Below are 21,199 nucleotides of genomic sequence, written 5' to 3'. Positions count from 1 at the left end.
GAAACCGGCGCAGGTGTCTATCACTGCAATGCTGAATGCGTAGATGAAACAAAGTATCACTACTATTAATGTCGCGGGGTGGAGCAAATCGCTGTACGAAGACAGCGATTAACAACGAGTCGGTGAAACCGACGCAGGTGTCTATCACTGCAATGCTGAAAGCGTAGATGAACCAAATTTCTACTGCATAATATTATCGCGGGGTGGAGCAGTCCGGTAGCTCGTTGGGCTCATAACCCAAAGGTCGCAGGTTCAAATCCTGCCCCCGCAACCAATCCGGTCCTGTGGTGTAGCGGTTAACATGCCTGCCTGTCACGCAGGAGATCGCGGGTTCGATTCCCGTCAGGACCGCCATTTTTATCTTACATACTATGTGGCTCAGTAGCTCAGTCGGTAGAGCAAAGGACTGAAAATCCTTGTGTCGGCGGTTCGATTCCGTCCTGAGCCACCATTTGTCCGCGGGTGTAGTTTAGTGGTAAAACCTCAGCCTTCCAAGCTGATGATGAGGGTTCGATTCCCTTCACCCGCTCCAACGGGCCTATAGCTCAGCTGGTTAGAGCGCACGCCTGATAAGCGTGAGGTCGGTGGTTCGAGTCCACTTAGGCCCACCATTCCGAAGTAGCTCAGTGGTAGAGCAATCGGCTGTTAACCGATCGGTCGTAGGTTCGAATCCTACCTTCGGAGCCAGACGGGGAAGTACTCAAGTGGCTGAAGAGGCGCCCCTGCTAAGGGTGTAGGTCGGTAATACCGGCGCGAGGGTTCAAATCCCTCCTTCTCCGCCAGTCTGGCCCCTTGGTCAAGCGGTTAAGACACCGCCCTTTCACGGCGGTAACACGGGTTCGAATCCCGTAGGGGTCATCCTGAAAAGCGCAGTTCCTTTAATTAGGGACTGCGCTTTTTTATGTTTTCAGCAAATAGAATGAAAAAACCTCCCCGGAAAGATCTTTCCGGGGAAGGGGAAGCTGTTCAGATCAAATGACTAATGAGAAGCCCGATGCCAAGCAGGAAAGCAAAAATTGTATTGGTGATTCCTGTCGCTTTCATCGCCGGCATCACTTTTAGCGGTTCCGTATACATCCGATAGCGGATAACGATTTCAGCCGGTTTTGCTGCACTGAGGAACACGAGGAGAGCCCATGGCGTAATGAGGCCGGTGAGGACCAGCACGAGAATCCAGCCATACGCGCCGATAAAAAACGCGAGGAGGACGTTGACTGCTTTTGGGCGTCCGACCAGGATAGCCAGTGTTTTCCTCCCGCTCGCCGCATCTCCTTCAATATCCCGGATATTGTTGGTCAGCATGATCGCCGCCACCAGCAGCGTACTCGGCACTGCCAGAAGAGCAGCTTCCAGCGTGACGGTGCCGGTCTGGATGAAAAAGGCGATAATGACAATGAGAAAACCCATGAATACGCCGGAAAAAAGTTCGCCGAACGGTGTGTAGGCAATCGGGAACGGTCCTCCCGTGTAGAAATAACCGACCGCCATAGCGATGAGACCGACCCCGGCGAGCCACCAGCTCGTCTCGGCACAAATATAAATTCCAAGGAGGGCAGCAATTCCATAGAGAGTGAAAGCGAGCAGAAGGACTGTTTTCGGCTTGACTCCATTCCGGACAATGGCCCCTCCGATTCCAACCGATTTCTCGTTATCGAGTCCTCTCGCGAAATCATAGTATTCATTAAACATATTGGTTGCCGCCTGGATGAGGAGGCTCGCCGCGAGCATGGCGAGGAAGAGCGCCCAGTCGATGCCCGTGTATTGAAGAGCGATCATCGTGCCAAGAAAGACTGGAGCGAACGCCGCGGTCAGTGTATGCGGTCTGGTCAGCTGCCACCAGATCCGCCAGCCGCTGTCCGCCTGTAGGGTATGTGTCATAGATGTCAAGCTCCTTTAAATGAATTCCATCCTTTATTGTACTGCAAAATGGGTTGAATAACAGCAAATGGTGTGCCGATTTTCCATGAAAAGAGTATGATAGAAAGCAGGGCCGGCAATTGAAGCGGCTATTGCAGATACGGAAATGTTTGAAAATGGAGGAGACACGATGAATCCACGATCGTATCCGTCAGCGGAACCGACAGATGCCGGGATAACAGAGGTCCGGCGTTTTTATACAGAAACAATCGAAGTGCCGATCATGTCGGCTCTGGCTTTCTATGAAGCAGGAAAGGCTTACCGCGGAAAGCGGATGTTCTGGCAGAACAAGGAGGGGACGTTTACAGTCGCGGGACTCGGCCATGCGCATGTACTGACGTCCGCTGCCGACGACAGGTTCAGACAGATCAAAGAAGACTGGCGCGCATTGTGCAGCCAGCTGGTGAATGAAGAGCCTGACGTGCAGCCCATATTATTCGGAGGGTTTTCCTTCGATCCGGAAAACGGGAAAGAGTCAGTCTGGAGGAATTTTCCGCCGGCTTATTTCGCTGTGCCTCAATTCCAGCTCCTTATCCGTGAAGATAGCGCCTACGTCAGCATTCACCTCATAACCGAGGAGCCAGAAGCGTACAGAACTTTTGAAAATCTCCGGGTGGAACGGGATGAGCTGATTCATGCAGCACAGGTGACGGAGCCGGCAAGCGCTGTTCCGCTGACTCCTGTTATCAGACAGGAACTCGAGAAGGAAGCCTACATGGAATCCGTGAAAGCTGTCACTTCCGCTATCCGGAGAGGAGAAGCGGACAAGGTCGTCCTCGCCCGGATGCTGAAACTCGGTTATGAAACCGGGGAAATGCAGGCTTCCGTGCTGCGAAACGTCACGAATCAGCAGCAGGGGAGCTTCCTGTTCGGAATGGAGTCCGGAGAACAGTTGTTTTTCGGTGCAACCCCGGAACGGCTCGTGAAGGTTTCGGACCGGCAGGCGCTGTCGGCTTGTCTGGCAGGCTCCATCCCGCGTGGAAAAACTGCAGAGGAGGATGCCGCATTAGGAAGGGAATTGCTGAACGATCCGAAAAACCGTTCTGAGCATGAGTATGTCGTAAATATGATTTCTTCAGTTTTCCGGAAGCATTGTGAAACAGCGGATATTCCGCCGGTCCCGAAACTGATGAAGATCCGGGATATCCAACACCTCTATACTCCCGTGAAAGGGGAATTGCTAGAGGAAGCTTCCCTCATTGATCTTGTGAAGGAGCTCCATCCCACGCCGGCCCTCGGTGGAGAACCGAGAGAAACAGCGATGGAATTGATCCGGCAGTATGAGCCGGCCGACAGAGGTTACTACGCATCACCGGTCGGCTGGATAGACGCTCAGGGCAACGGCGAATTCGCTGTCGCAATCCGATCCGCCTTGATAGATGGAGAAGAAGCTTATTTATATGCGGGCGGCGGTATTGTGGCAGATTCCGATCCTGAAGCGGAATACGCCGAAACATGGGTGAAATTCCGGCCGATGCTGAGAGCTTTGGGGGGACAGCTGAGTGACGAATCGTGAAGGATTGACCGAGTATGTAACTGAATTCATAGGAAGCCTGGCTGACTATGGTGTCAAAGATGCCGTCATCAGTCCGGGTTCCCGTTCGACACCGCTTGCGTACGCATGCATGCAGGAAAAGCGCCTGTCGGTATACCGCCAGATCGATGAAAGGTCGGCAGGTTTTTTTGCGCTCGGTCTTGCTAAAGCATCTGGCAGACCGGTCATGCTGCTGTGCACATCGGGGACAGCCGCCGCCAACTACTTTCCGGCTATTGTGGAAGCGCAGCTGGCGAGGGTTCCCCTCATCGTTGTAACCGCCGATCGGCCGCATGAACTTCGTGAAGTGGGTGCGCCTCAGACAATCAACCAGATCGGATTATATGGCAGCCAAGTAAAATGGGCAGTTGATCTTCCGATGCCGGAAGAGGAGAACCGCATCGGCTTCCTGACCCGCCATCTGTACCGGGCGGTCAGTATGGCCATGACTGCCCGCGGGGACCGGTCCATCTGAATGTGCCATTCCGGGAGCCGCTGATGATCGATTTTGAAACGCCGGATCGTACTGGCCTGGCGGTCACATCATTTCCGCTTACTGCTGAGATGTCTCAAGAAGCACAGCAATTTTTGGTGAAGATTTTCAATAAAGAACGGGGAATCCTCATATTGGGAGAACATGCAGGGATTTTGCCCGATTCGTTTTGGGAGTTCATCCGCCAGCTGCAGTGGCCGGTACTTGCTGATCCCTTGTCCAATATAAGAGGCGGAGCACCGGAAAGTGCGCAGCGCTTCATCGTTGATTCTTATGATGCATTGCTGAAGCATGACGGATTCAGGAAAGCCGTGGAGCCAGATGTCATCGTCCGTATCGGCCCGCAGCCAGTATCAAAGGCACTGGCACTTTGGCTGAACTCCTTGGAACCTGCCTTGTATGTAGCAGTGGATGAAAGCCCGATGATGCGGGATCCGCAATCCGCCGTCACTCATCACATCCAGGCGGCAAGCGATGCTGTCTGGACGCTGGAATCCGGTGGGACGAAGGAGAGTCACTACGCGAATCAATGGTCCGAAGCGAACCGGCTGTACTGGGAAGCTGTCCGGGAACATGCGGATACAGAAACGGATGAAGGAACACTTGCGCATTTGCTGTTCGAACAGTCGTCGGAATGTGATCTGATTTTGAGCAGCAGCATGCCGATCCGGGATGCCGACACGTTTTACCGGTCCGCCCCCCGGAATGTCCGGATTTACGCAAACAGGGGAGCGAATGGGATCGACGGTGTGGTATCGACTGCGTTCGGCGTACAGGCGGCGAATCGCCGGCCGGCGCTTCTCCTCATCGGCGATCTCGCGTTCCTCCATGATATGAACGGTCTGATCGCAGCGACTCTTCAGCCGTCTGATATCACGATCGTCATCATGAACAATAACGGCGGCGGAATTTTCTCTTACTTGCCGCAATCCGGTGAAGAACGGCACTATGAAGCGCTGTTCGGCACGCCGACCGGTTTATCGTTCAAAGACGCTGCGGCCATGTACGGCGCTCAATATGATGCTGTCCAGTCCAAAGAGGAACTGATGGCTGCGCTCGGCAAGGAGAAAACAGCGGCAGTCCGACTGATCGAAGTGTTTACGAATCGTCGTCACAACACTGAAACGCATCGGAAATTATGGGGAAAAGTCAATGGCAGGCTGGATGAGCGATGGTGATCGATGGGGTGGTTTACCACGTGGAGACCTACCATGACGATCAGGAAAAAGCGCTGGTGTTCCTTCATGGATTCACCGGCAGCACGAGGACATGGCACCCCCTGATCAGCCGGTTCCCGAATTGCAGAGTGGTCCTCGTCGATCTTCTTGGGCACGGAAAGACAGAGAGTCTGGCTGACGTTGAAAGATATAGTATGGACCGGCAAGTGGCAGATCTACATCAGCTGTTCCAACGGTTGGGGCTGGAACAGCCGGTTCTTGTCGGTTATTCCATGGGCGGCAGGACAGCACTCGCGTATGCATGTACATATCCGGACAGCATTAGCCGGCTCGTTTTGGAAAGTGCTTCTCCTGGTCTGATTTCTGACGAAGAACAGGCTGAACGCCGGCTCCAAGACAGCCGGCTCGCTGAACGGATCATGGATGAGGGAATCTATTCGTTCGTCGGTTTCTGGGAACAAATACCAATGTTCCGGACTCAAAAAGAGCTGCCGGCAGCTGTCAGGCGGGCGGTGCGGGAAGAGCGGCTCAGCCAGGACCCAAAGGGGTTAGCGGGAAGCCTGGTCGGAATGGGGACCGGAGCGCAAGCATCCTATTGGAGCTGCCTCGAACGTCTGTCATTCCCTGTTTTGCTTCTGACCGGGATAAAAGACGAGAAGTTTTCCGGTATCGCAAAACGGATGATGCAGTGTTTGAAATCGGGCAGACACGTGGAACTGGACGCCGGCCACGCACTTCACGTGGAAAAACCGGCAGAGTTTGCTACAATAATAAAGAAGCAGTTAAATCTTTGAGATACAGGAGGGGCAATATGGCTCGTGAATGGGTAAAAGAACGTACATATGAAGACATCAAGTATGAGACGTACAATGGAATTGCGAAAATCACGATCAACCGGCCGGAAGTGCGCAATGCATTCACGCCGAGAACGGTGACCGAAATGATCGATGCAGTCTCTTACGCACGGGATGATTCGAAGATCGGTGTCATCGTCCTGACCGGGGAAGGCGAAAAAGCGTTTTGTTCAGGCGGCGACCAATCGGTCCGCGGACATGGCGGATATGTCGGAGAGGATGAAATTCCGCGCCTCAACGTTTTGGACTTGCAGCGCTTAATCCGCGTCACGCCGAAGCCGGTCGTCGCGATGGTGGCTGGCTATGCGATCGGCGGGGGACATGTGCTGCATGTCGTCTGTGACTTGACGATCGCTGCAGATAATGCGATTTTCGGCCAGACAGGACCGAAAGTGGGATCATTTGATGCCGGTTACGGTTCAGGGTACCTTGCCCGCATCATCGGACATAAAAAAGCGCGTGAAATTTGGTACTTATGCCGGCAGTACAATGCACAGGAAGCGCTCGACATGGGCCTCGTCAACACGGTCGTCCCGCTTGACCAGCTCGAAGAAGAAACGGTGAAGTGGTGCGAAGAAATGCTGGAGAAGAGTCCGACAGCCCTCCGCTTTATCAAAGCGGCGATGAATGCTGATACGGACGGCCTCGCGGGACTTCAGCAGATGGCTGGCGATGCAACGCTGCTTTATTACACAACAGATGAAGCGAAGGAAGGCCGCGACGCCTTCAAGGAAAAACGCAAACCGGACTTCGGTCAGTTTCCGCGTTTCCCTTGATCAGTATGATACAAAAGACTGTCCGCCTGGCGGGCAGTCTTTTTTGAAGGAGCTTGATACTATGTACCCGAATTGGCTGACGAAAAGGGCGGATCTCACAGGCAGCCGGATCGGACTTGTGTTCGAAGGGCAAACCTGGACATTCGGAGAACTTGACCGTATCGCGAAAGACCGCGCGGGCAAAATGGCGGCAGCCGGACTGGAAGCGGGCAGCCGTGTCGCTATTTTGGCTAAATCCCGCGAAGAGGCTGTCTTTATGATTTATGGCTGCCTGCACCTCGGGTGTGAAATGGTCATGCTGAACGAGCGACTGACTGCACAGGAACTGGCCTATCAGCTGGACGATGCGGAGGTAGAAGCTGTACTGATGGACGACGCCTTGCAGGACCGGATCAGTCACCCGCGGCAGTGGCTGTTCAGTGACATCACAAAACTGGAGGCGGCAGATTTTCCTTTTAGCAATATGTGGACTGATGATCAAGTCATTTCCATCATGTACACGTCCGGCACGACCGGCTATCCAAAGGGCGTGAAGCAGACGGCCAAAAACCATTTTTCAAGTGCAATGGCTTCCAGCCTGAATATCGGAATTTCACCGGAAGACAAGTGGCTCTGCATGGTTCCGCTGTTTCATATCAGCGGGTTTTCGATTCTCATGCGGTCGCTTATTTATGGCGCGGGTGTGCATCTTTATCAGAAATTCGACGAAGTGAAGGCGGCCGAAGAACTGGCGAGCGGTGCGGTCACTCACATGTCGGTTGTCGGCGTGACGCTTGCCCGTATTTTGGATGAACTCGATCAAAAAGGATGGACGGTATCGCCGGCATTCCGGGTGATGCTTGCAGGGGGCGGACCTATCGCAACAAGCCATCTGGAAAGGGCGGAACGATTTGGCATCCCGGTTCTGCAGACGTACGGAATGACCGAAACCGCTTCCCAGACCACTACACTCTCCATGGCAGACGCCGCCCGTAAACCCGGTTCTGCGGGTAAACCGCTGTTTCTGTATGACGTGAAATTGGCTGAAGATAATGAAATCCTGATCCGCGGTCCGCATGTGACGCCCGGATATGTCGGGAAGTTCAGTGACAAAAATCCGACAGACGCCGGCTACCTGAAAACGGGCGATATTGGCTGGATCGATGAGGACGGTTTTCTTTTTGTCCTCGACAGAAGGTCCGATTTGATTGTATCCGGCGGTGAAAACATTTATCCCGCAGAAATCGAAAATGTCCTGATGAGCCACCCGCGAATCTTGGAAGCGGGGGTGTGCGGAATTCCGGATAGAGAGTGGGGAGAAGTTCCGGCTGCATTTATCGTTGCTGACGCGCTTTCTTCGGAAGAAGTGGAGACTTTCTGTGAGAAGCAGCTGGCGCCTTATAAAATTCCGAAGAAAATCGTTTTCACCGATTCCCTTCCCCGCAATGCATCCAACAAATTGTTAAGAAGAGAGCTGAGGAAATGGATCTGACACTTGATGATTTCCGGATCCAAGATGTTTCGCGGCCGCTGAAAACCTCCTTCAGGACACATTTGCAGGAAGTGAAGGTAAGGGAATCGCTCATCGTCTCCGTGGCGAGCGGCGAGCAGACAGGTTTCGGGGAGTGCACAGCATTTTCCACTCCGTGGTATACGGAGGAAACGGTCAGCAGCTGCCGGTTCGTCTTGAATGAAGTGCTCGTTCCTATACTGAATGGCAAAACGTTCAGTCATCCCGCGGAAGTGTCACGAAAGATGGCTTCTGTCAAAGGGAACCGGATGGCGAAGGCGGCCGTCGAAACAGCCGTCTGGGATTTATTTGCGAAAAAAAGCGGTGTCCCGCTCTGGAAATATGTAGGGGGAGTCCAAGCACAGGTGCCGGCCGGAACAGTTGTCGCCGCAGGGGAAGGAGAACTGCACGAGCGCGTCGGGCAAGCGTCATCGGAGGGATATAAGCGGGTTAAACTGAAAATATGTACCGCATCTGATCCCGTTGAACTCGCCCGGATCCGATCGGAATTTCCGGAGATGCTTTTTTTTGCGGATGCGAACGGGGCGTTTTCCGCTGACACCTATGAGGAGCTTAAGCGGTTCGATCAATGCGGGTTTACTCTTATTGAACAGCCTTTCGGTGAAGAAGAATGGGCGCTCCATGCAAAATCCTCAGCGGAATTCCGCACGCCGATCTGCCTGGATGAAAGCCTGACGAGCCGGCATGCCGCGAGGCGAATGCTCCAGGAAGGGGCAGGCAGTGCGGCGGTCCTAAAAATGGGCCGGCTCGGCGGGTGGCAGGAAACGCTCGAAGTTTATCAGCTTTTCCGGAAAGCCGGAATCCGGATGTGGGTAGGCGGAATGATCGACTTCGGTGTATCGAAAGCGCATAATCTGGCACTGGCTTCTCTGCCAGGAATCGACTTGCCGGGCGATTTTTCCGCTTCTTCCCACTACTGGGAAGAAGATATTGTGAGACCTGGAATCGGTGTGGCAGGCGGACAGATTACACTGCCCGATCAGCCGGGCATCGGATTCCAGGTGGATTTTTGATCCCCTGCACACAAAAAAACGGCCGTATGGGCCGTTTTTTCATTGGGATTATTTCTGCACTTTTAATTCAGAGCTGTCCGAAGTGTTTCCAGGTTCTGTTCCATGAGCGTGAAGTAGGTTTCGCCGGCAGCGATGTCTTCCTCGGTCAGCACGCTCAAATTGTGCATTTGGAGCGCTTCCGCACCGATTTCCTGCTGGACGACTTCCGTCAGGTTCGATGACACGTTCTGTTCGAAGATGATATGCTCGGTGCCCATCTCTTCTGCCATATCGACGATTTTCGTCAATTCTTGCTGAGACGGTTCGCTCTGGCTGTTCAGCCCGGCGATGGCTACTTGTTCCCATCCATATGTCTCTGCAAAATAGCCGAATGCGGCGTGGGAGACGAAGAAAGTGTCCCTTTCGGCGGTTTCCGAAAGTTCCGCAAAGGAAGAATCAAGAGCTTCCAGTTCCGCGATCAGCTCTTCCGCATTCTTCTCGTATTCGGCGGCATTCTCAGGATCCATTGAGGAAAGCGTTTCCTGGATGGACTGGACCAGATACTTGCTGAGGACAGGGGAAATCCAGACATGGGGATCCACTTCTCCATGCTCATGCGCCGCATGTTCTTCTTCGCTTTCGCCTTCCTCATGTCCGGCAGTCAGAAGCTCCTCTTCCGGAATCGATTCACCCGTCGCGATGAATTCCACGTCTTCGCCGGTCAGCGTCTGCTTGGCATCGGAAATGAAGCTTTCCAGTCCGAGTCCGATATGGAAAACAGCATCCGCTTCAGCGAGGGCGATCATGTCCTGCTGTGTCGGTTCGAAGGTATGTTCGTTTGCGCCTGCAGGATAGACAGATTCAGTGTTCACGTGCTCACCGCCGATCCGTTCCGTGAAATAGGTCAACGGATAAACAGTCGTATAAATCTGCAATTCTTCGTTTACAGCTTCTTCAGTACCGGCTTCACCAGCCTGGCTGCATGCGGCCAGCATGATCATGATCACAGCCGCCAAAATCATTTTTTTCATAAAGCACCTCGTAAATAGTAATCATTACGTTTTATTCCGCAAACAGAAGTTTACACGAGGGTGCGAAAAAACACAAGAAAAACCTCCGAATCATTTTTTCGGAGGCCATTCTTCGGGAACGGGATCGAAACCGCCTTTATGGAATGGATGGCAGCGGAGAACGCGCCGGACGGCAAGGTACGTCCCTTTCATGGCGCCATGGTGCTGGACGGCTTCGAGGCCATAATGGGAGCAAGTCGGATAAAAACGGCAGGAGGGCGGTGTCAGCGGGGAAATAAACCGCTGATAAAAGCGGATGCCGCCGGTCAAAAAGCGTTTCACGGTATGTCACTCCAGTCGGGTTGTTATGTTTATTGTAAGGAAGGCAGTGGTAAAAGGAAAGCAGACAGACTTTTGAAGGAGAGTGACCGGAATGTCAGCAGAACTGAATCAGGAATTGAACAAGCAAGTGGCGATGTGGTCCGTGATGTACACGAAGCTCCACAATTTCCACTGGTACGTGAAAGGCAAGCAGTTCTTTACCTTGCATGAGAAATTCGAGGAGCTCTATAATGAATCTTCCCAATACCTTGATGAGATTGCGGAACGCCTGCTCGCGCTTGGCGGCAAGCCAGTAGCGACGATGCAGGAGCAGCTGGAACTTTCAGACGTCAAGGAAGCGAAGAAAACGGAAAATGCGGAGGAAATGGTCGATTCCGTCATCAGTGACTTCGAGACAATCATGCAGTCGCTGAAGCGGGGGCGTGAAATCTCCGGGGAAATCGGAGATGACATGACCCAGGATATGCTGAATGAAATTCATCAGAATCTCGAAAAACATAAGTGGATGCTTGCCGCATTCCTCGGTGAGAAAGTAGAATAAATAGTATCAGCCGGCGCATGCTGCTCTGACAGCATGCGCTTTTTTTGCGGAGGGATTATACATTGCAGTATAGAGATCTGAATGGCCATGACTGCAGGCTGTCGCTGACTGAAAGAAGCCCGGATGATCGAACCGGCCATGTTATTGTGCTGGCCCGTTACCGGGGGGACTGGCTGCTGACAGAACACCCGCTACGCGGACTGGAATTTCCCGGCGGCAAGCGGGAAGCCGGAGAATCTGTTGAGGCAGCGGCGGTCCGGGAAGTATATGAAGAGACGGGTGCTGTCATGGGGCGGCTGGAGTGGCTCGGCGAGTACGCAGTGTTTGGCGGCGATCCGTTCGTGAAGGCGGCTTTTTACGGGGAAGCGGACCGGCTGGAAGAAGTTCCGGCTTCGGAAACGAATGGACGGGTGTTCTTGGAAACGCTAGCGCTGGATGACCGGTTCAGTTTCCTGATGAAAGACGACGGAATGAAGGCACTGATCAAGGCAGCGGAAGCCAAATTAAAAAAGCCTGGCGCAGGGCCAGGCTTTTGAATGGATTAGTTGATTGCGGGGCCGCCTTTTTGGCTGATATCAGCTGAAACGGTCCCGAACTTTTTGAAGTTTTTATTGAATGCTTCCGCCAGTTCACGGGCTTTGACATCATACGCTTCTTTGTCATCCCAAGCATGGCGCGGATTCAGCACTTCAGAAGGGACGCCATCCACCGATTTCGGGATTTCGAGACCGAATACGGCTTCTGTTTCCGTCTCTTTTCCGTCCAGTTCGCCGTTCAGCGCTGCCCGGACCATGCGCCGTGTGTATGAAAGTTTCATCCGCTGGCCGGTGCCGTATACGCCGCCTGTCCAGCCGGTGTTGACCAAATAAACCTGCGCTTCGTGCTCATCGATTTTTTTACCGAGCATTTCCGCATATTCCGTCGCATGGAGCGGCAGGAACGGTGATCCGAAGCAAGTCGAGAACGTCGTTTCCGGAGAAGTGATCCCGCGTTCTGTACCGGCAAGCTTCGATGTGTAGCCGCTGAGGAAATGGTACATCGCCTGTTCTTTCGTCAGCTTTGAGATCGGCGGCAGTACGCCGAACGCGTCAGCTGTCAGGAAAACGATGGCTTTCGGATGTCCGCCGACCGATGGCTCGACGATATTGTCGATTGCCTGGAGCGGATACGCCGCCCGGGTGTTCTCTGTCAGCGTGCCGTCATCATAATCCGGGATGCGTGTGACAGGGTCGACGACCACGTTCTCGAGAACAGAGCCGAAGCGGATGGCATTGTAGATCTGCGGTTCATTCTCTTTGGAGAGATTGATGGTCTTCGCATAGCAGCCGCCTTCCATATTGAAGACGCCGTTGTCGGACCAGCCGTGTTCATCATCGCCGATCAGCTGGCGGTCTGCGTCCGCTGACAGCGTCGTTTTACCGGTGCCTGAAAGGCCGAAGAACAAGGCGACATCGCCGTCTTTCCCGACGTTGGCTGAACAGTGCATCGGGAGGATCCCCTGTTCGGGCAGCAGGAAATTCATGACGGAAAAATCGATTTTTCATTTCCCCGGCGTATTCAGTGCCGCCGATCAGGACGATCCGTTTTTCGAATGAAACAAGGATGAACGTTTCCGATTCAGTTCCGTCCGTTTCCGGATCCGCTTTGAATGTCGGAGCGGCAATGACTGTGAAGCCCGCTTCATGCGCTTCCAGCTCTTCAGCCGAAGGGCGGATGAACAGCTGGTGAGCGAACAGATTATGCCAGGCGAACTCGTTGATGGTCTGGATCGGCAGCCGGGATTCCGGATCCGCTCCCGCAAAACCTTTGAAGACGTATAAGGCATCCTGCCGTTTCAGATGCTCGGTCACCTTTTCGAGGAGCGCCTCGAATTTCTCAGGTGAAATGGGCCGGTTGACATTCCCCCAGTCAATCCGATCCTTCGTCGAAGGTTCTTCAACGATGAATTTATCTTTAGGGGATCGGCCCGTATACTTGCCGGTTTCAGCACGCAGCGCCCCTTCAGCTGTCAAGATCGCTTCACCGCGGCGCGTCGCCTGTTCGACGAGTTCGGGTACAGAAAGCTGCATATGCACATTCTGACCATTTAAAAGATCATTGAGTTCAGTCGGGCGGTTCACAGATACCATAATAGTAGCTACCTTCCTTTTCTAGTATTCCCGGGCCGGGTAGGGCGGGTGTTATTTACGGAATTAGTATAACACATTATAGTAATTAGTCTATACTAATGACCAGCGGAAACATAAATGTAATAATTCCCCTCGACGAGATAGAAATCCGTTGACATCGAATCACCGTTTCCGTATGATGAAAAATTGAACGGATACTCTTATTCCGAGCTGGTGGAGGGGACAGGCCCTGCGAAACCCGGCAACCTGGCTGCTGAGGCGAAGGTGCCAAACCTGAGGCAAGGTGATACGGCCTTGGTCGATAAGAGTGAAAGGCGAACCGGACGAATCATCCTTTCCTCGAAGTAATAAAGGAAGGGATTTTTTTATTGGCATGTTCCTGGTCTCTATGTGCAGGCTGATATTCAGCTGTCAGAACCGATCAGGCTCCCGGGCGGTCCGACACGGAAGCGGGTTCCGGTTCAGTTTCAGTGCAGGTTGTAAATTACGGTGCGGAAGAATAAACGGCCGCATCAGGTTCTAGGAGGAATTGATTTGGCAAACAGACGGTTATTCACGTCAGAGTCCGTAACAGAAGGACATCCGGACAAAATCTGTGATCAGATTTCGGATTCCATTCTGGACGCGATCCTGGCAGAAGATCCAAACGCGCGTGTAGCGTGCGAAACATCCGTGACAACAGGCCTCGTCCTCGTGGCGGGTGAAATCACGACATCCACTTATGTGGACATCCCGAAAGTCGTGCGCAGCACAGTCCGCGATATCGGCTATACGCGGGCGAAATACGGCTTTGATTCGGAAACAAGCGCCGTGCTGACGGCCATCGATGAGCAGTCAGCGGATATCGCTGCAGGCGTCGATACTGCGCTGGAGGCGCGGGAAGGCAGCATGACGGAAGATGAGCTGGAAGCGATCGGGGCAGGGGACCAGGGCCTCATGTTCGGATTCGCCGTAAATGAAACGCCGGAACTGATGCCGCTGCCGATCTCACTCGCTCACCAGCTGTCGCGCCGCCTCGCGGAAGTGCGTAAAGAAGAAATCCTTCCGTATTTGCGTCCGGATGGCAAGACGCAAGTGACGGTCGAGTATGATGAGAACGACCAGCCGGTCCGTGTGGATACGATCGTCATTTCGACGCAGCACCATCCTGAAGTGACGGCGGAACAGATTGAACGGAACTTGAAAGAATACGTAATCAATGAAGTGGTGCCGGAAAAATGGCTGGACGATGATACGAAATACTTTATCAATCCGACCGGCCGATTCGTCATCGGCGGTCCGCAGGGCGATGCCGGTCTGACAGGACGGAAAATCATCGTCGATACGTACGGGGGATATGCGCGCCACGGCGGCGGGGCATTCTCCGGTAAGGATCCGACAAAAGTAGACCGTTCGGCGGCCTATGCAGCGCGTTATGTGGCGAAGAATATCGTAGCTGCAGGACTCGCGGATAAGTGCGAAGTCCAGCTGGCTTATGCCATCGGTGTAGCACAGCCGGTTTCAATTGCCATAGATACATTCGGCACGGGGAAAGTGGATGAAGACAAGCTGATCGAGCTGGTTCGGAATAATTTCGATCTCCGTCCGGCAGGCATCATCAAGATGCTCGATCTCCGCCGTCCGATCTACAAACAGACAGCGGCGTACGGCCATTTCGGACGTACGGATATCGATCTGCCGTGGGAGCGGACAGATAAAGCGGATATGCTTAAAGAACAGGCGAATGCGTAATTGAACAAATGACAGCCCGGCGAGCGATGCGCTTGCCGGGCTGTATTTTGTTTCTGCTATTTATTTCTGAAGGGATTTGTAGTAAGCGCCTTTTTCAGCATATTCCCGGGTGATTCGTTCCATGTCTTTTTTGTCGGCATCCGTTAGTTCACGGACGACTTTTGCCGGACGGCCGAGCGCTAAGACACCGGGCGGGATTTTTTTGCCTGGCGGTACAAGACTGCCGGCGCCGATAAATGCGCCTTCTCCGATTTCCGCGCCATCGAGGATGATGGAGCCCATGCCGATCAGCGCATTTTTTCGGATGATGCAGCTGTGGAGTGTCACTTGATGACCGACTGTCACTTCATCTTCTAAGACAAGCGGATTGTCGGGGCTCTGATGCAGGCAGCACAGATCCTGCACGTTCACTTTGCGGCCGATGACCGTTGGGGCGACATCGCCGCGGATGACGGTGTTGAACCAGATAGTGGATTCGGGGCCGATCGTAACGTCCCCGGAGACGGTCGTGTGGTCGGCCAGGAAAACGGATGGGTCGATGTTCGGTTCTTTGCCGCGATAAGGGTAGATCATGGTAAACCTCCATTGGATAGGTATAGGATAAAATCATCGTACCATAAGTGGCGGAGAATATTCTGTTCGGGTTCGGAAGTCTGGGTGCTGCCGGTCATTTTTCTGCAGAGTCGAAATGTTGTGTTGCAGAGTCGAAATGCGGCGCTGCAGAGTCGAAATAGGTGGTTGCAGAGTCGAAATAGCGTGCTGCAGAGTCGAAATGCGGCCATGCGAGGAGGAATTTTGATGTCAATTCAGTTAAGCATTCTGGATCAATCGCCGATATCCCAAAACAGTACACCGGAAGAAGCACTGAAACAGACAGCGGAACTGGCCCGTCATGCAGAAGCATGGGGATATAAACGATTTTGGGTATCCGAGCATCATGATGCGCCGACGCTCGCGGGATCATCACCGGAAATCCTCATTTCACACTTGGGGGCGGTGACAAACAAAATCCGTTTAGGATCGGGAGGTGTCATGCTGCCGCATTACGCTGCCTACAAAGTGGCGGAGAATTTCAAATTGCTCGAAGCACTGTATCCGGGGCGGATCGATGTCGGTGTCGGGCGGGCACCCGGCGGCATGCCGCGCGCGTCTTATGCGCTCAATGACGGAAAACCCCGGGATGCCAGTAAATTTCCGGAGCAAGTGGATGACCTCTTGATGTATTTACATGATGCCCTCCCGGAAGAGCATCCGTATTACGGCATGAAAGCGACGCCTGTGACGGAATCCGCGCCGCCGGTCTGGATGCTCGGATCAAGCGTGAATTCGGCGCTTCTTGCAGCTGAAAAAGGACTTCCTTATATGTATGCAAAATTCATCAATGCAGAAGGGGACACTCGGGCGGCCCGCGCGTACCGGGAGCGTTTCAAGTCCCATCATGGAAGCCGGCCCCGGAATAGTGTCGCTGTCTTCACTATCTGTCAGGAGACGGAAGAACAGGCGGAATACGCCGCGTCTTCACAGGATTTGTCACTTGTTTTATTCGCACAGGGGAAACCGTCTGACGGGACGCCGCATCCTGAGGAAGCCAGACGGTACCCGTATTCCAAGTTTGAACGGGAAGCCATTGAAGAAAACCGGAAGCGCATGATTGTAGGGACGCCGCAGCAAGTGGCGGATGGTCTTGAAGAGCTCGCTGCGGCCCATGGGGCGGAAGAAGTGATGCTGGTGACGATTACGCATGATTTTCAGGATAAGCTGGAATCGTTCCGATTGATCGCTGAAGAGATGAAAAAGCGCTCGTGAGTCCTGCTCACGAACGCTTTTTTTCAATGGCAATCAAAAACGGCGGGGAATTCTGCTGATTGATAAATCCATATCGCAGCACGTCGTACTTTTTTTGAGGCAGACCGCTGACGAATGACAGCACGGCATCCCGCTCTTCCGCTCCGCCTTCGTGACCGTAGTAGATGGCGAGAAGGACGAGGCCACCCTCCTTTAGGATATCGAGGCTTTTCGTAATCGCTTCGAGCGTGCTGTCCGGCTTCGTGATGATGCTGTGGTCTCCTTTCGGCAAGTAGCCGAGATTGAAGACGACAGCGGATGCCGGCCGGTCGGCAAAGCGGTCGAGTTCGCTGTGGCTGCCGAGGACGAGCTCGACGTGGCTGTGGTCCTTCACCCGCTGGCGCGTCGATTCGATGGCCGCTTCCTGGATGTCGAACGCGACGACACGCCCGGAGGGGCCGACAAGTTCCGCGAGAAATAGTGTGTCGTACCCGTTGCCGGCGGTGGCGTCGATGACGAGGTCGCCGGGCGCCACCACCTGCTTCAGCAGCTCTTTGGAAAAAGGGAGGACCCGCTGGAGCGTCATACGGATACCCCGCTCGTAAAGAATTTGCCCTGGAAACTGCCGCGCGCAGTCAGTTCCCGGTCGATGCCGTTCAAAACGTCCCACTTGTTCGCGCTCCACATCGGCCCGATCATGAGGCCGATCGGTCCGTCGCCCGTGATCCGCTGCACGACCATCGACGGGGGCAGCACTTCCAGCTGATCGCAGACGAGCCGGATGTAGTCGTCTTTTCCGAGGAATTCGACAAGCCCTTTCTCGTACTGCTTCACCATCGGGGTGCCTTTCAATAAATGAAGCAAATGGATTTTGATTGCCTGCACATCGAGTTTTGCCACTTCACGGGCCGTCTCCATCATCATGTCCCGGTCTTCAAGCGGCAGACCGTTGATGATGTGCGTGCAGACGCGGATTCCTTTTGCACGCAGTTTGCTGACACCTTCCGTATACGTCCGGTAATCATGCGCGCGGTTGACGAGCTGCGCCGTTTTTTCATGCACGGTCTGCAGGCCGAGTTCCACCCACAGGTGGGTCCGGCTGTTCAGTTCCGCCAAGTACTCAACGACGTCGTCCGGCAGGCAGTCGGGACGTGTTGCGATCGACAGACCGATCACCCCCGGTTCAGCAAGTGCCGCTTCGAACTTTTCTTTCAGCACCGGAAGCGGGGCATGTGTGTTCGTATACGCCTGGAAGTACGCCATGTATTTGGCGTCTTTCCATTTTTTGTGCATCTTTTCTTTCTGTTCGCGGATCTGGGCGCCGATCGGTTCCGCCCGGTCGCCGGCAAAGTCGCCGGAGCCGGCGACGCTGCAGAACGTACAGCCGCCGTGCGCGACAGTGCCGTCGCGGTTCGGGCAGTCGAAACCGGCGTCGAGGGCGAGTTTCATCACTTTATGCCCGAATTCATTCCGCAAGTAGCGGTTCCATGTATAATACCGTTTTCCGTCGGATGGAAAGGGGAAAGGATTTTCCATTGGTTCAATCACTCCTTAACACGGTCATTGTAGCATGGACGGTGGGCCGGAAACAGAAAATTCGGCACTCAAAATAATTGCTTGCCGGGGAGAAGGAAAAGGACTACAATACGGGAGGAAATTATTTACTGGAGGAATCAACTTGCCGAAGCGCGTCTGGCTGTTAATCATCGGAATGTTCGTCAATGTCACCGGAAATTCGTTTTTATGGCCGCTGAATACGATTTATATGCATGATCACCTGGGAGTCTCGCTGTCGGCGGCCGGACTCGTGCTGATGGCGAATGCCGGGGCCGCCATTGTCGGCAATCTGCTGGGCGGTGTGCTGTTTGACCGGATCGGCGGCTATAAATCCATTATGGCTGGAATCATCATTACGCTCGTCGCGCTGACCGGCTTGACGGTCTGGCATACGTTTTGGCCATACACGGTTTTTCTGATCATTATGGGATTCAGCGGGGGCATCGTATTCCCGAGCATGTATGCCATGGTGGGCACTGTCTGGCCGGAAGGCGGGCGGAAAGCGTTCAATGCGATTTATTTGGCCCAGAATGTCGGTGTCGCTGTCGGACCGGCGCTCGCGGGATTCCTGGCGGCGGCAAGTTTCGACTATATTTTCATGGCGAATCTCGGCACGTACATTCTCTTCTTTTTTATTGCCCTCTTCGGTTTTAAATCAATGAGCATCGATGCGGCCGCCCATACAACATTGTTGAATGAAAGCAAGAAAATCCGGAACTTCAAGCCGTTTTACGCACTGCTCATTCTGCTGGCGGGCTATTTGCTGTGCTGGGTCGGCTACGTGCAGTGGCAGTCGACGATTTCGGCATACACGCAGGAAATCGGTATTTCGCTGAAGCAGTACAGCCTGCTGTGGTCGCTGAACGGCGCGCTCATCGTCCTCGGCCAGCCGTTCATCAAGCCGTTCGTCAGCCGGATGGAAAACAACATCAAAGCACAGCTCGTCACCGGAATCGTCATTATGATGTCGTCGTTCCTCGTCGTCGGCTTCGCGGAGCAGTTCGCCATGTTCGCGGTCGCAATGGCGGTGCTGACGATCGGCGAAATGTTCGTGTGGCCGGCGGTGCCGGCCGTTGCGAGCCAGCTGGCGCCGAAAGGGCGGGAAGGGTTCTACCAGGGCATCGTCAACTCGACCGCAACTGTCGGCCGCATGGTCGGCCCGCTGTTCGGCGGAATCATGGTCGATCTGTACAGCATGCAGGCGCTGTTCATCCTGCTCACGGTCCTGCTCATCTTCGCGATCTTCTCATCGCTCGTCTACGACCGGCCGCTCAAACCGGAAATCGGCAAGGCGGAAACGGTATAATAAACCCTTGAACGTCCGCATGGCTTCCTGCTGTGCGGGCGTTGCGTTTTTTAAAGAGTTCTGACTATAATGAAAAGGAAAGCGTTTGCATAATTTTGGTTGATTCCATAAAGGAGGTATGGTGATGAAACCGATCTATAATTCGGCCCGCGAAGCGGTCGAAGGGATCCAGGACGGCGCTACGCTCATGGTCGGCGGTTTCGGGCTCGTCGGCATCCCCGAACAGCTCATTCTCGCGCTCGTCGAAAAAGGCGTGAAGGACTTGACTGTCATTTCGAACAACTGCGGCGTGGATGAATGGGGGCTCGGACTTTTGCTCCAGAAAAAGCAGATCAAGAAAATGATCGGCTCATACGTCGGCGAGAACAAGGAATTCGAACGGCAGGTGCTGTCGGGGGAACTCGAAGTCGAGCTGACGCCGCAAGGGACACTCGCTGAGAAAATGCGCGCGGGCGGCGCGGGTATTCCGGCATTCTTCACTCCGGCTGGTGTCGGCACACCGATCGCGGAAGGGAAGGAAATCCGGAAGTTCGACGGCAAGGAATACGTGCTTGAGGAATCGCTCCGGGCGGATTTCGCGCTTGTGCGGGCGGCGAAAGCGGATAAAATGGGGAACCTCGTCTATAATAAGACGGCGCAGAATTTCAATCCGCTCGCGGCGGCTGCGGCTCGCGTGACCATTGCGGAAGCGGAGGAAATCGTCGAGACGGGCGAGCTCGACCCGAATCATATACATACGCCAGGCATTTACGTGCAGGGGCTGATTCAGGCGGAGCAGGAAAAACGAATCGAACGGCTGACGACAAGCGGAAGCTGACGGAAGGGAAGGTGACTGGAAATGGATAAGAAACAAGTGCGCGAACGCATTGCGCGGCGTGCGGAAAAGGAAATCAACGACGGCGATTACGTGAATCTCGGCATCGGGATGCCGACGCTTGTGGCGAACTACATTTCAGACAATAAACAAGTCGTCCTTCAGTCGGAGAATGGTCTTCTCGGCATCGGGCCGTACCCTTCGGAAGAAGAGGTGGATCCCGATCTGATCAATGCCGGCAAAGAGACCGTCACGGCGATTCCGGGGGCCGCGTTTTTCACAAGCGCGGAATCATTCGCGATGATCCGGGGCGGCCACATCGATGTCGCGATCCTCGGCGGGATGGAAGTGTCGAAGGACGGCGACCTCGCGAACTGGATGATCCCAGGCAAGATGATCAAAGGGATGGGCGGCGCGATGGACCTTGTGCACGGCGCGAAGAAAGTCATCGTCATCATGGAGCATGTCTCCAAGGACGGGTCGCCTAAGATTAAGAACACCTGCAGTCTGCCGCTGACAGGCAAAGGGGTCGTCGACAAGATCATCACGGAGCGTGCGGTCATCGACGTGACGGAGTCCGGCCTCGTGCTGAGTGAAGTGTTTGAAGGGTTTACGGTCGAAGACGTAGTGAATTCGACTGAAGCGCCGCTGAATACGGACCGCGTCAAAGTTTCGTGAGCGCTTGCAACCCGTTAGGAGAAACGCTACAATGAATTCAAATCGAATCGGA

Annotated in this window: 20 protein-coding genes, 8 tRNA genes, 1 pseudogene, 1 riboswitch and 1 other annotated feature (1 of these 31 cut by a window edge); of the genes and pseudogenes, 22 read left to right on the top strand and 7 right to left on the bottom strand. The window is 54.0% G+C overall.

The annotated features are described in order from the left end of the window. Positions 1-197: 197 nt before the first annotated feature. The 8 genes from CCE92_RS00495 to CCE92_RS00460 all read left to right on the top strand — a co-directional run bounded on the left by CCE92_RS00495 (position 198) and on the right by CCE92_RS00460 (position 858). Positions 198-274, top strand: a tRNA-Met gene (locus tag CCE92_RS00495). Positions 275-278: 4 nt separating this feature from the next. Beyond that, a tRNA-Asp gene (locus tag CCE92_RS00490) sits at positions 279-354 on the top strand. A 21-nt stretch (positions 355-375) separates the two neighbouring features. Next, positions 376-451 (top strand) — tRNA-Phe (locus CCE92_RS00485). Between the two features lie 7 nt (positions 452-458). Then, positions 459-532: transfer RNA gene (locus CCE92_RS00480), tRNA-Gly, on the top strand. A gap of 2 nt (positions 533-534) precedes the next feature. Beyond that, positions 535-611: transfer RNA gene (locus CCE92_RS00475), tRNA-Ile, on the top strand. 1 nt (position 612) lies between these two features. Further along, positions 613-687: transfer RNA gene (locus CCE92_RS00470), tRNA-Asn, on the top strand. Between the two features lie 3 nt (positions 688-690). Further along, positions 691-782 (top strand) — tRNA-Ser (locus CCE92_RS00465). A 4-nt stretch (positions 783-786) separates the two neighbouring features. Further along, positions 787-858 (top strand) — tRNA-Glu (locus tag CCE92_RS00460). Positions 859-966: 108 nt separating this feature from the next. On the opposite strand, the gene CCE92_RS00455 is transcribed toward CCE92_RS00460, so the two are convergent. Beyond that, positions 967-1,878 (bottom strand): 1,4-dihydroxy-2-naphthoate polyprenyltransferase, encoded by a 912-nt coding sequence (locus tag CCE92_RS00455; RefSeq protein ID WP_088005578.1) that lies wholly within the window; start codon positions 1,876-1,878, stop codon positions 967-969. A 169-nt stretch (positions 1,879-2,047) separates the two neighbouring features. On the opposite strand from CCE92_RS00455, the gene CCE92_RS00450 reads away from it, so the two are divergent. The 7 genes from CCE92_RS00450 to menC all read left to right on the top strand — a co-directional run bounded on the left by CCE92_RS00450 (position 2,048) and on the right by menC (position 9,275). Next, a complete protein-coding gene (locus tag CCE92_RS00450) occupies positions 2,048-3,433 on the top strand; it encodes an isochorismate synthase (RefSeq protein ID WP_088005577.1) in 1,386 nt (461 codons plus the stop codon). Then, positions 3,420-3,926: a thiamine pyrophosphate-binding protein gene (locus CCE92_RS16155; RefSeq protein ID WP_241535803.1), complete on the top strand. Its 507-nt coding sequence runs from the start codon at positions 3,420-3,422 to the stop codon at positions 3,924-3,926. The genes CCE92_RS00450 and CCE92_RS16155 overlap by 14 nt, the downstream gene beginning before the upstream one ends. A 23-nt stretch (positions 3,927-3,949) precedes the next feature. Continuing rightward, complete coding sequence (gene menD / locus CCE92_RS00445) at positions 3,950-5,122, top strand: 2-succinyl-5-enolpyruvyl-6-hydroxy-3-cyclohexene-1-carboxylate synthase (protein ID WP_241535802.1); 1,173 nt, start codon at positions 3,950-3,952, stop codon at positions 5,120-5,122. After that, positions 5,116-5,916 (top strand): 2-succinyl-6-hydroxy-2,4-cyclohexadiene-1-carboxylate synthase, encoded by an 801-nt coding sequence (menH, locus tag CCE92_RS00440; protein ID WP_088005576.1) that lies wholly within the window; start codon positions 5,116-5,118, stop codon positions 5,914-5,916. Before menD ends, menH begins: the two co-directional genes overlap by 7 nt. 17 nt (positions 5,917-5,933) lie before the next feature. Then, positions 5,934-6,752 (top strand): 1,4-dihydroxy-2-naphthoyl-CoA synthase, encoded by an 819-nt coding sequence (menB, locus tag CCE92_RS00435; RefSeq protein ID WP_088005575.1) that lies wholly within the window; start codon positions 5,934-5,936, stop codon positions 6,750-6,752. A 61-nt stretch (positions 6,753-6,813) separates the two neighbouring features. After that, complete coding sequence (locus CCE92_RS00430; protein WP_088005574.1) at positions 6,814-8,223, top strand: o-succinylbenzoate--CoA ligase; 1,410 nt, start codon at positions 6,814-6,816, stop codon at positions 8,221-8,223. Beyond that, entirely contained in the window at positions 8,214-9,275 is a 1,062-nt protein-coding gene (gene menC, locus CCE92_RS00425; RefSeq protein WP_088005573.1) for an o-succinylbenzoate synthase, read from the top strand. Before CCE92_RS00430 ends, menC begins: the two co-directional genes overlap by 10 nt. 62 nt (positions 9,276-9,337) lie before the next feature. Here the strand turns inward: menC and CCE92_RS00420 are convergent, their stop codons facing one another. Then, positions 9,338-10,285 (bottom strand): metal ABC transporter substrate-binding protein, encoded by a 948-nt coding sequence (locus CCE92_RS00420; RefSeq protein ID WP_088005572.1) that lies wholly within the window; start codon positions 10,283-10,285, stop codon positions 9,338-9,340. Between the two features lie 90 nt (positions 10,286-10,375). Further along, positions 10,376-10,606: a membrane protein insertion efficiency factor YidD gene (yidD, locus tag CCE92_RS00415; RefSeq protein ID WP_088005571.1), complete on the bottom strand. Its 231-nt coding sequence runs from the start codon at positions 10,604-10,606 to the stop codon at positions 10,376-10,378. A gap of 91 nt (positions 10,607-10,697) precedes the next feature. On the opposite strand from yidD, the gene CCE92_RS00410 reads away from it, so the two are divergent. Beyond that, complete coding sequence (locus tag CCE92_RS00410) at positions 10,698-11,147, top strand: Dps family protein (protein ID WP_088005570.1); 450 nt, start codon at positions 10,698-10,700, stop codon at positions 11,145-11,147. 62 nt (positions 11,148-11,209) lie between these two features. After that, the gene (locus CCE92_RS16280; protein ID WP_088005569.1) at positions 11,210-11,683 is read left to right on the top strand and encodes an NUDIX domain-containing protein; all 474 of its coding nucleotides are present in this window, start codon (positions 11,210-11,212) and stop codon (positions 11,681-11,683) included. Positions 11,684-11,688: 5 nt separating this feature from the next. Here CCE92_RS16280 and pckA read toward each other — a convergent pair. Further along, positions 11,689-13,276: pseudogene (gene pckA / locus CCE92_RS00400) on the bottom strand (phosphoenolpyruvate carboxykinase (ATP)). Positions 13,277-13,473: 197 nt separating this feature from the next. Next, positions 13,474-13,584: riboswitch (SAM riboswitch) on the top strand. Positions 13,585-13,810: 226 nt separating this feature from the next. Between pckA and metK the strand changes: the two are divergent. After that, positions 13,811-15,007 carry a methionine adenosyltransferase gene (gene metK / locus CCE92_RS00395; RefSeq protein ID WP_088005568.1) on the top strand — a complete coding sequence of 399 codons (1,197 nt, stop codon included), beginning with the start codon at positions 13,811-13,813 and terminating at the stop codon, positions 15,005-15,007. A gap of 60 nt (positions 15,008-15,067) precedes the next feature. Here the strand turns inward: metK and CCE92_RS00390 are convergent, their stop codons facing one another. Continuing rightward, the gene (locus CCE92_RS00390; RefSeq protein WP_088005567.1) at positions 15,068-15,580 is read right to left on the bottom strand and encodes a gamma carbonic anhydrase; all 513 of its coding nucleotides are present in this window, start codon (positions 15,578-15,580) and stop codon (positions 15,068-15,070) included. 225 nt (positions 15,581-15,805) lie between these two features. On the opposite strand from CCE92_RS00390, the gene CCE92_RS00385 reads away from it, so the two are divergent. Further along, positions 15,806-16,813, top strand: a complete 1,008-nt coding sequence (locus CCE92_RS00385; RefSeq protein ID WP_088005566.1) for an LLM class flavin-dependent oxidoreductase — start codon at positions 15,806-15,808, stop codon at positions 16,811-16,813. A 7-nt stretch (positions 16,814-16,820) separates the two neighbouring features. Here the strand turns inward: CCE92_RS00385 and mnmM are convergent, their stop codons facing one another. Together mnmM and mnmL are read right to left on the bottom strand one after the other, a co-directional pair. Beyond that, positions 16,821-17,378, bottom strand: a complete 558-nt coding sequence (mnmM, locus tag CCE92_RS00380) for a tRNA 5-(aminomethyl)-2-thiouridylate-methyltransferase MnmM (RefSeq protein WP_088005565.1) — start codon at positions 17,376-17,378, stop codon at positions 16,821-16,823. Next, a complete protein-coding gene (gene mnmL, locus CCE92_RS00375; RefSeq protein ID WP_088005564.1) occupies positions 17,375-18,328 on the bottom strand; it encodes a tRNA modification radical SAM protein MnmL/YtqA in 954 nt (317 codons plus the stop codon). The genes mnmM and mnmL overlap by 4 nt, the downstream gene beginning before the upstream one ends. 142 nt (positions 18,329-18,470) lie before the next feature. On the opposite strand from mnmL, the gene CCE92_RS00370 reads away from it, so the two are divergent. The 3 genes from CCE92_RS00370 (at position 18,471) to CCE92_RS00360 (ending at position 21,147) form a co-directional block, all read left to right on the top strand. After that, the gene (locus CCE92_RS00370; protein WP_088005563.1) at positions 18,471-19,655 is read left to right on the top strand and encodes an MDR family MFS transporter; all 1,185 of its coding nucleotides are present in this window, start codon (positions 18,471-18,473) and stop codon (positions 19,653-19,655) included. 124 nt (positions 19,656-19,779) lie between these two features. Next, positions 19,780-20,472, top strand: coding sequence for a CoA transferase subunit A (locus CCE92_RS00365; RefSeq protein ID WP_088005562.1), 693 nt, complete (start codon positions 19,780-19,782; stop codon positions 20,470-20,472). A 21-nt stretch (positions 20,473-20,493) separates the two neighbouring features. Next, entirely contained in the window at positions 20,494-21,147 is a 654-nt protein-coding gene (locus CCE92_RS00360) for a 3-oxoacid CoA-transferase subunit B (protein WP_088005561.1), read from the top strand. 45 nt (positions 21,148-21,192) lie between these two features. Continuing rightward, positions 21,193-21,199, top strand: a binding site (T-box leader) (it continues 202 nt past the right edge of the window).

The organism is Indiicoccus explosivorum (assembly GCF_002167005.1).
Classification (GTDB): domain Bacteria; phylum Bacillota; class Bacilli; order Bacillales_A; family Planococcaceae; genus Indiicoccus; species Indiicoccus explosivorum.
The sequence above is the reverse complement of the archived record's forward strand: the minus strand, read 5'-3'. Positions and strand labels throughout refer to the sequence as shown.

Excerpts from the sequence above, each read along its gene's own strand:
- CCE92_RS00455 (WP_088005578.1), bottom strand. The coding sequence starts at position 1,878 with ATGACACATACCCTACAGGCGGACAGCGGCTGGCGGATCTGGTGGCAG.
- CCE92_RS00450 (WP_088005577.1), top strand. The coding sequence starts at position 2,048 with ATGAATCCACGATCGTATCCGTCAGCGGAACCGACAGATGCCGGGATA.
- menD (WP_241535802.1), top strand. The coding sequence starts at position 3,950 with ATGATCGATTTTGAAACGCCGGATCGTACTGGCCTGGCGGTCACATCA.
- menH (WP_088005576.1), top strand. The coding sequence starts at position 5,116 with ATGGTGATCGATGGGGTGGTTTACCACGTGGAGACCTACCATGACGAT.
- menB (WP_088005575.1), top strand. The coding sequence starts at position 5,934 with ATGGCTCGTGAATGGGTAAAAGAACGTACATATGAAGACATCAAGTAT.
- CCE92_RS00430 (WP_088005574.1), top strand. The coding sequence starts at position 6,814 with ATGTACCCGAATTGGCTGACGAAAAGGGCGGATCTCACAGGCAGCCGG.
- menC (WP_088005573.1), top strand. The coding sequence starts at position 8,214 with ATGGATCTGACACTTGATGATTTCCGGATCCAAGATGTTTCGCGGCCG.
- CCE92_RS00420 (WP_088005572.1), bottom strand. The coding sequence starts at position 10,285 with ATGAAAAAAATGATTTTGGCGGCTGTGATCATGATCATGCTGGCCGCA.
- CCE92_RS00410 (WP_088005570.1), top strand. The coding sequence starts at position 10,698 with ATGTCAGCAGAACTGAATCAGGAATTGAACAAGCAAGTGGCGATGTGG.
- CCE92_RS00390 (WP_088005567.1), bottom strand. The coding sequence starts at position 15,580 with ATGATCTACCCTTATCGCGGCAAAGAACCGAACATCGACCCATCCGTT.
- CCE92_RS00385 (WP_088005566.1), top strand. The coding sequence starts at position 15,806 with ATGTCAATTCAGTTAAGCATTCTGGATCAATCGCCGATATCCCAAAAC.
- mnmM (WP_088005565.1), bottom strand. The coding sequence starts at position 17,378 with ATGACGCTCCAGCGGGTCCTCCCTTTTTCCAAAGAGCTGCTGAAGCAG.
- mnmL (WP_088005564.1), bottom strand. The coding sequence starts at position 18,328 with ATGGAAAATCCTTTCCCCTTTCCATCCGACGGAAAACGGTATTATACA.
- CCE92_RS00365 (WP_088005562.1), top strand. The coding sequence starts at position 19,780 with ATGAAACCGATCTATAATTCGGCCCGCGAAGCGGTCGAAGGGATCCAG.
- CCE92_RS00360 (WP_088005561.1), top strand. The coding sequence starts at position 20,494 with ATGGATAAGAAACAAGTGCGCGAACGCATTGCGCGGCGTGCGGAAAAG.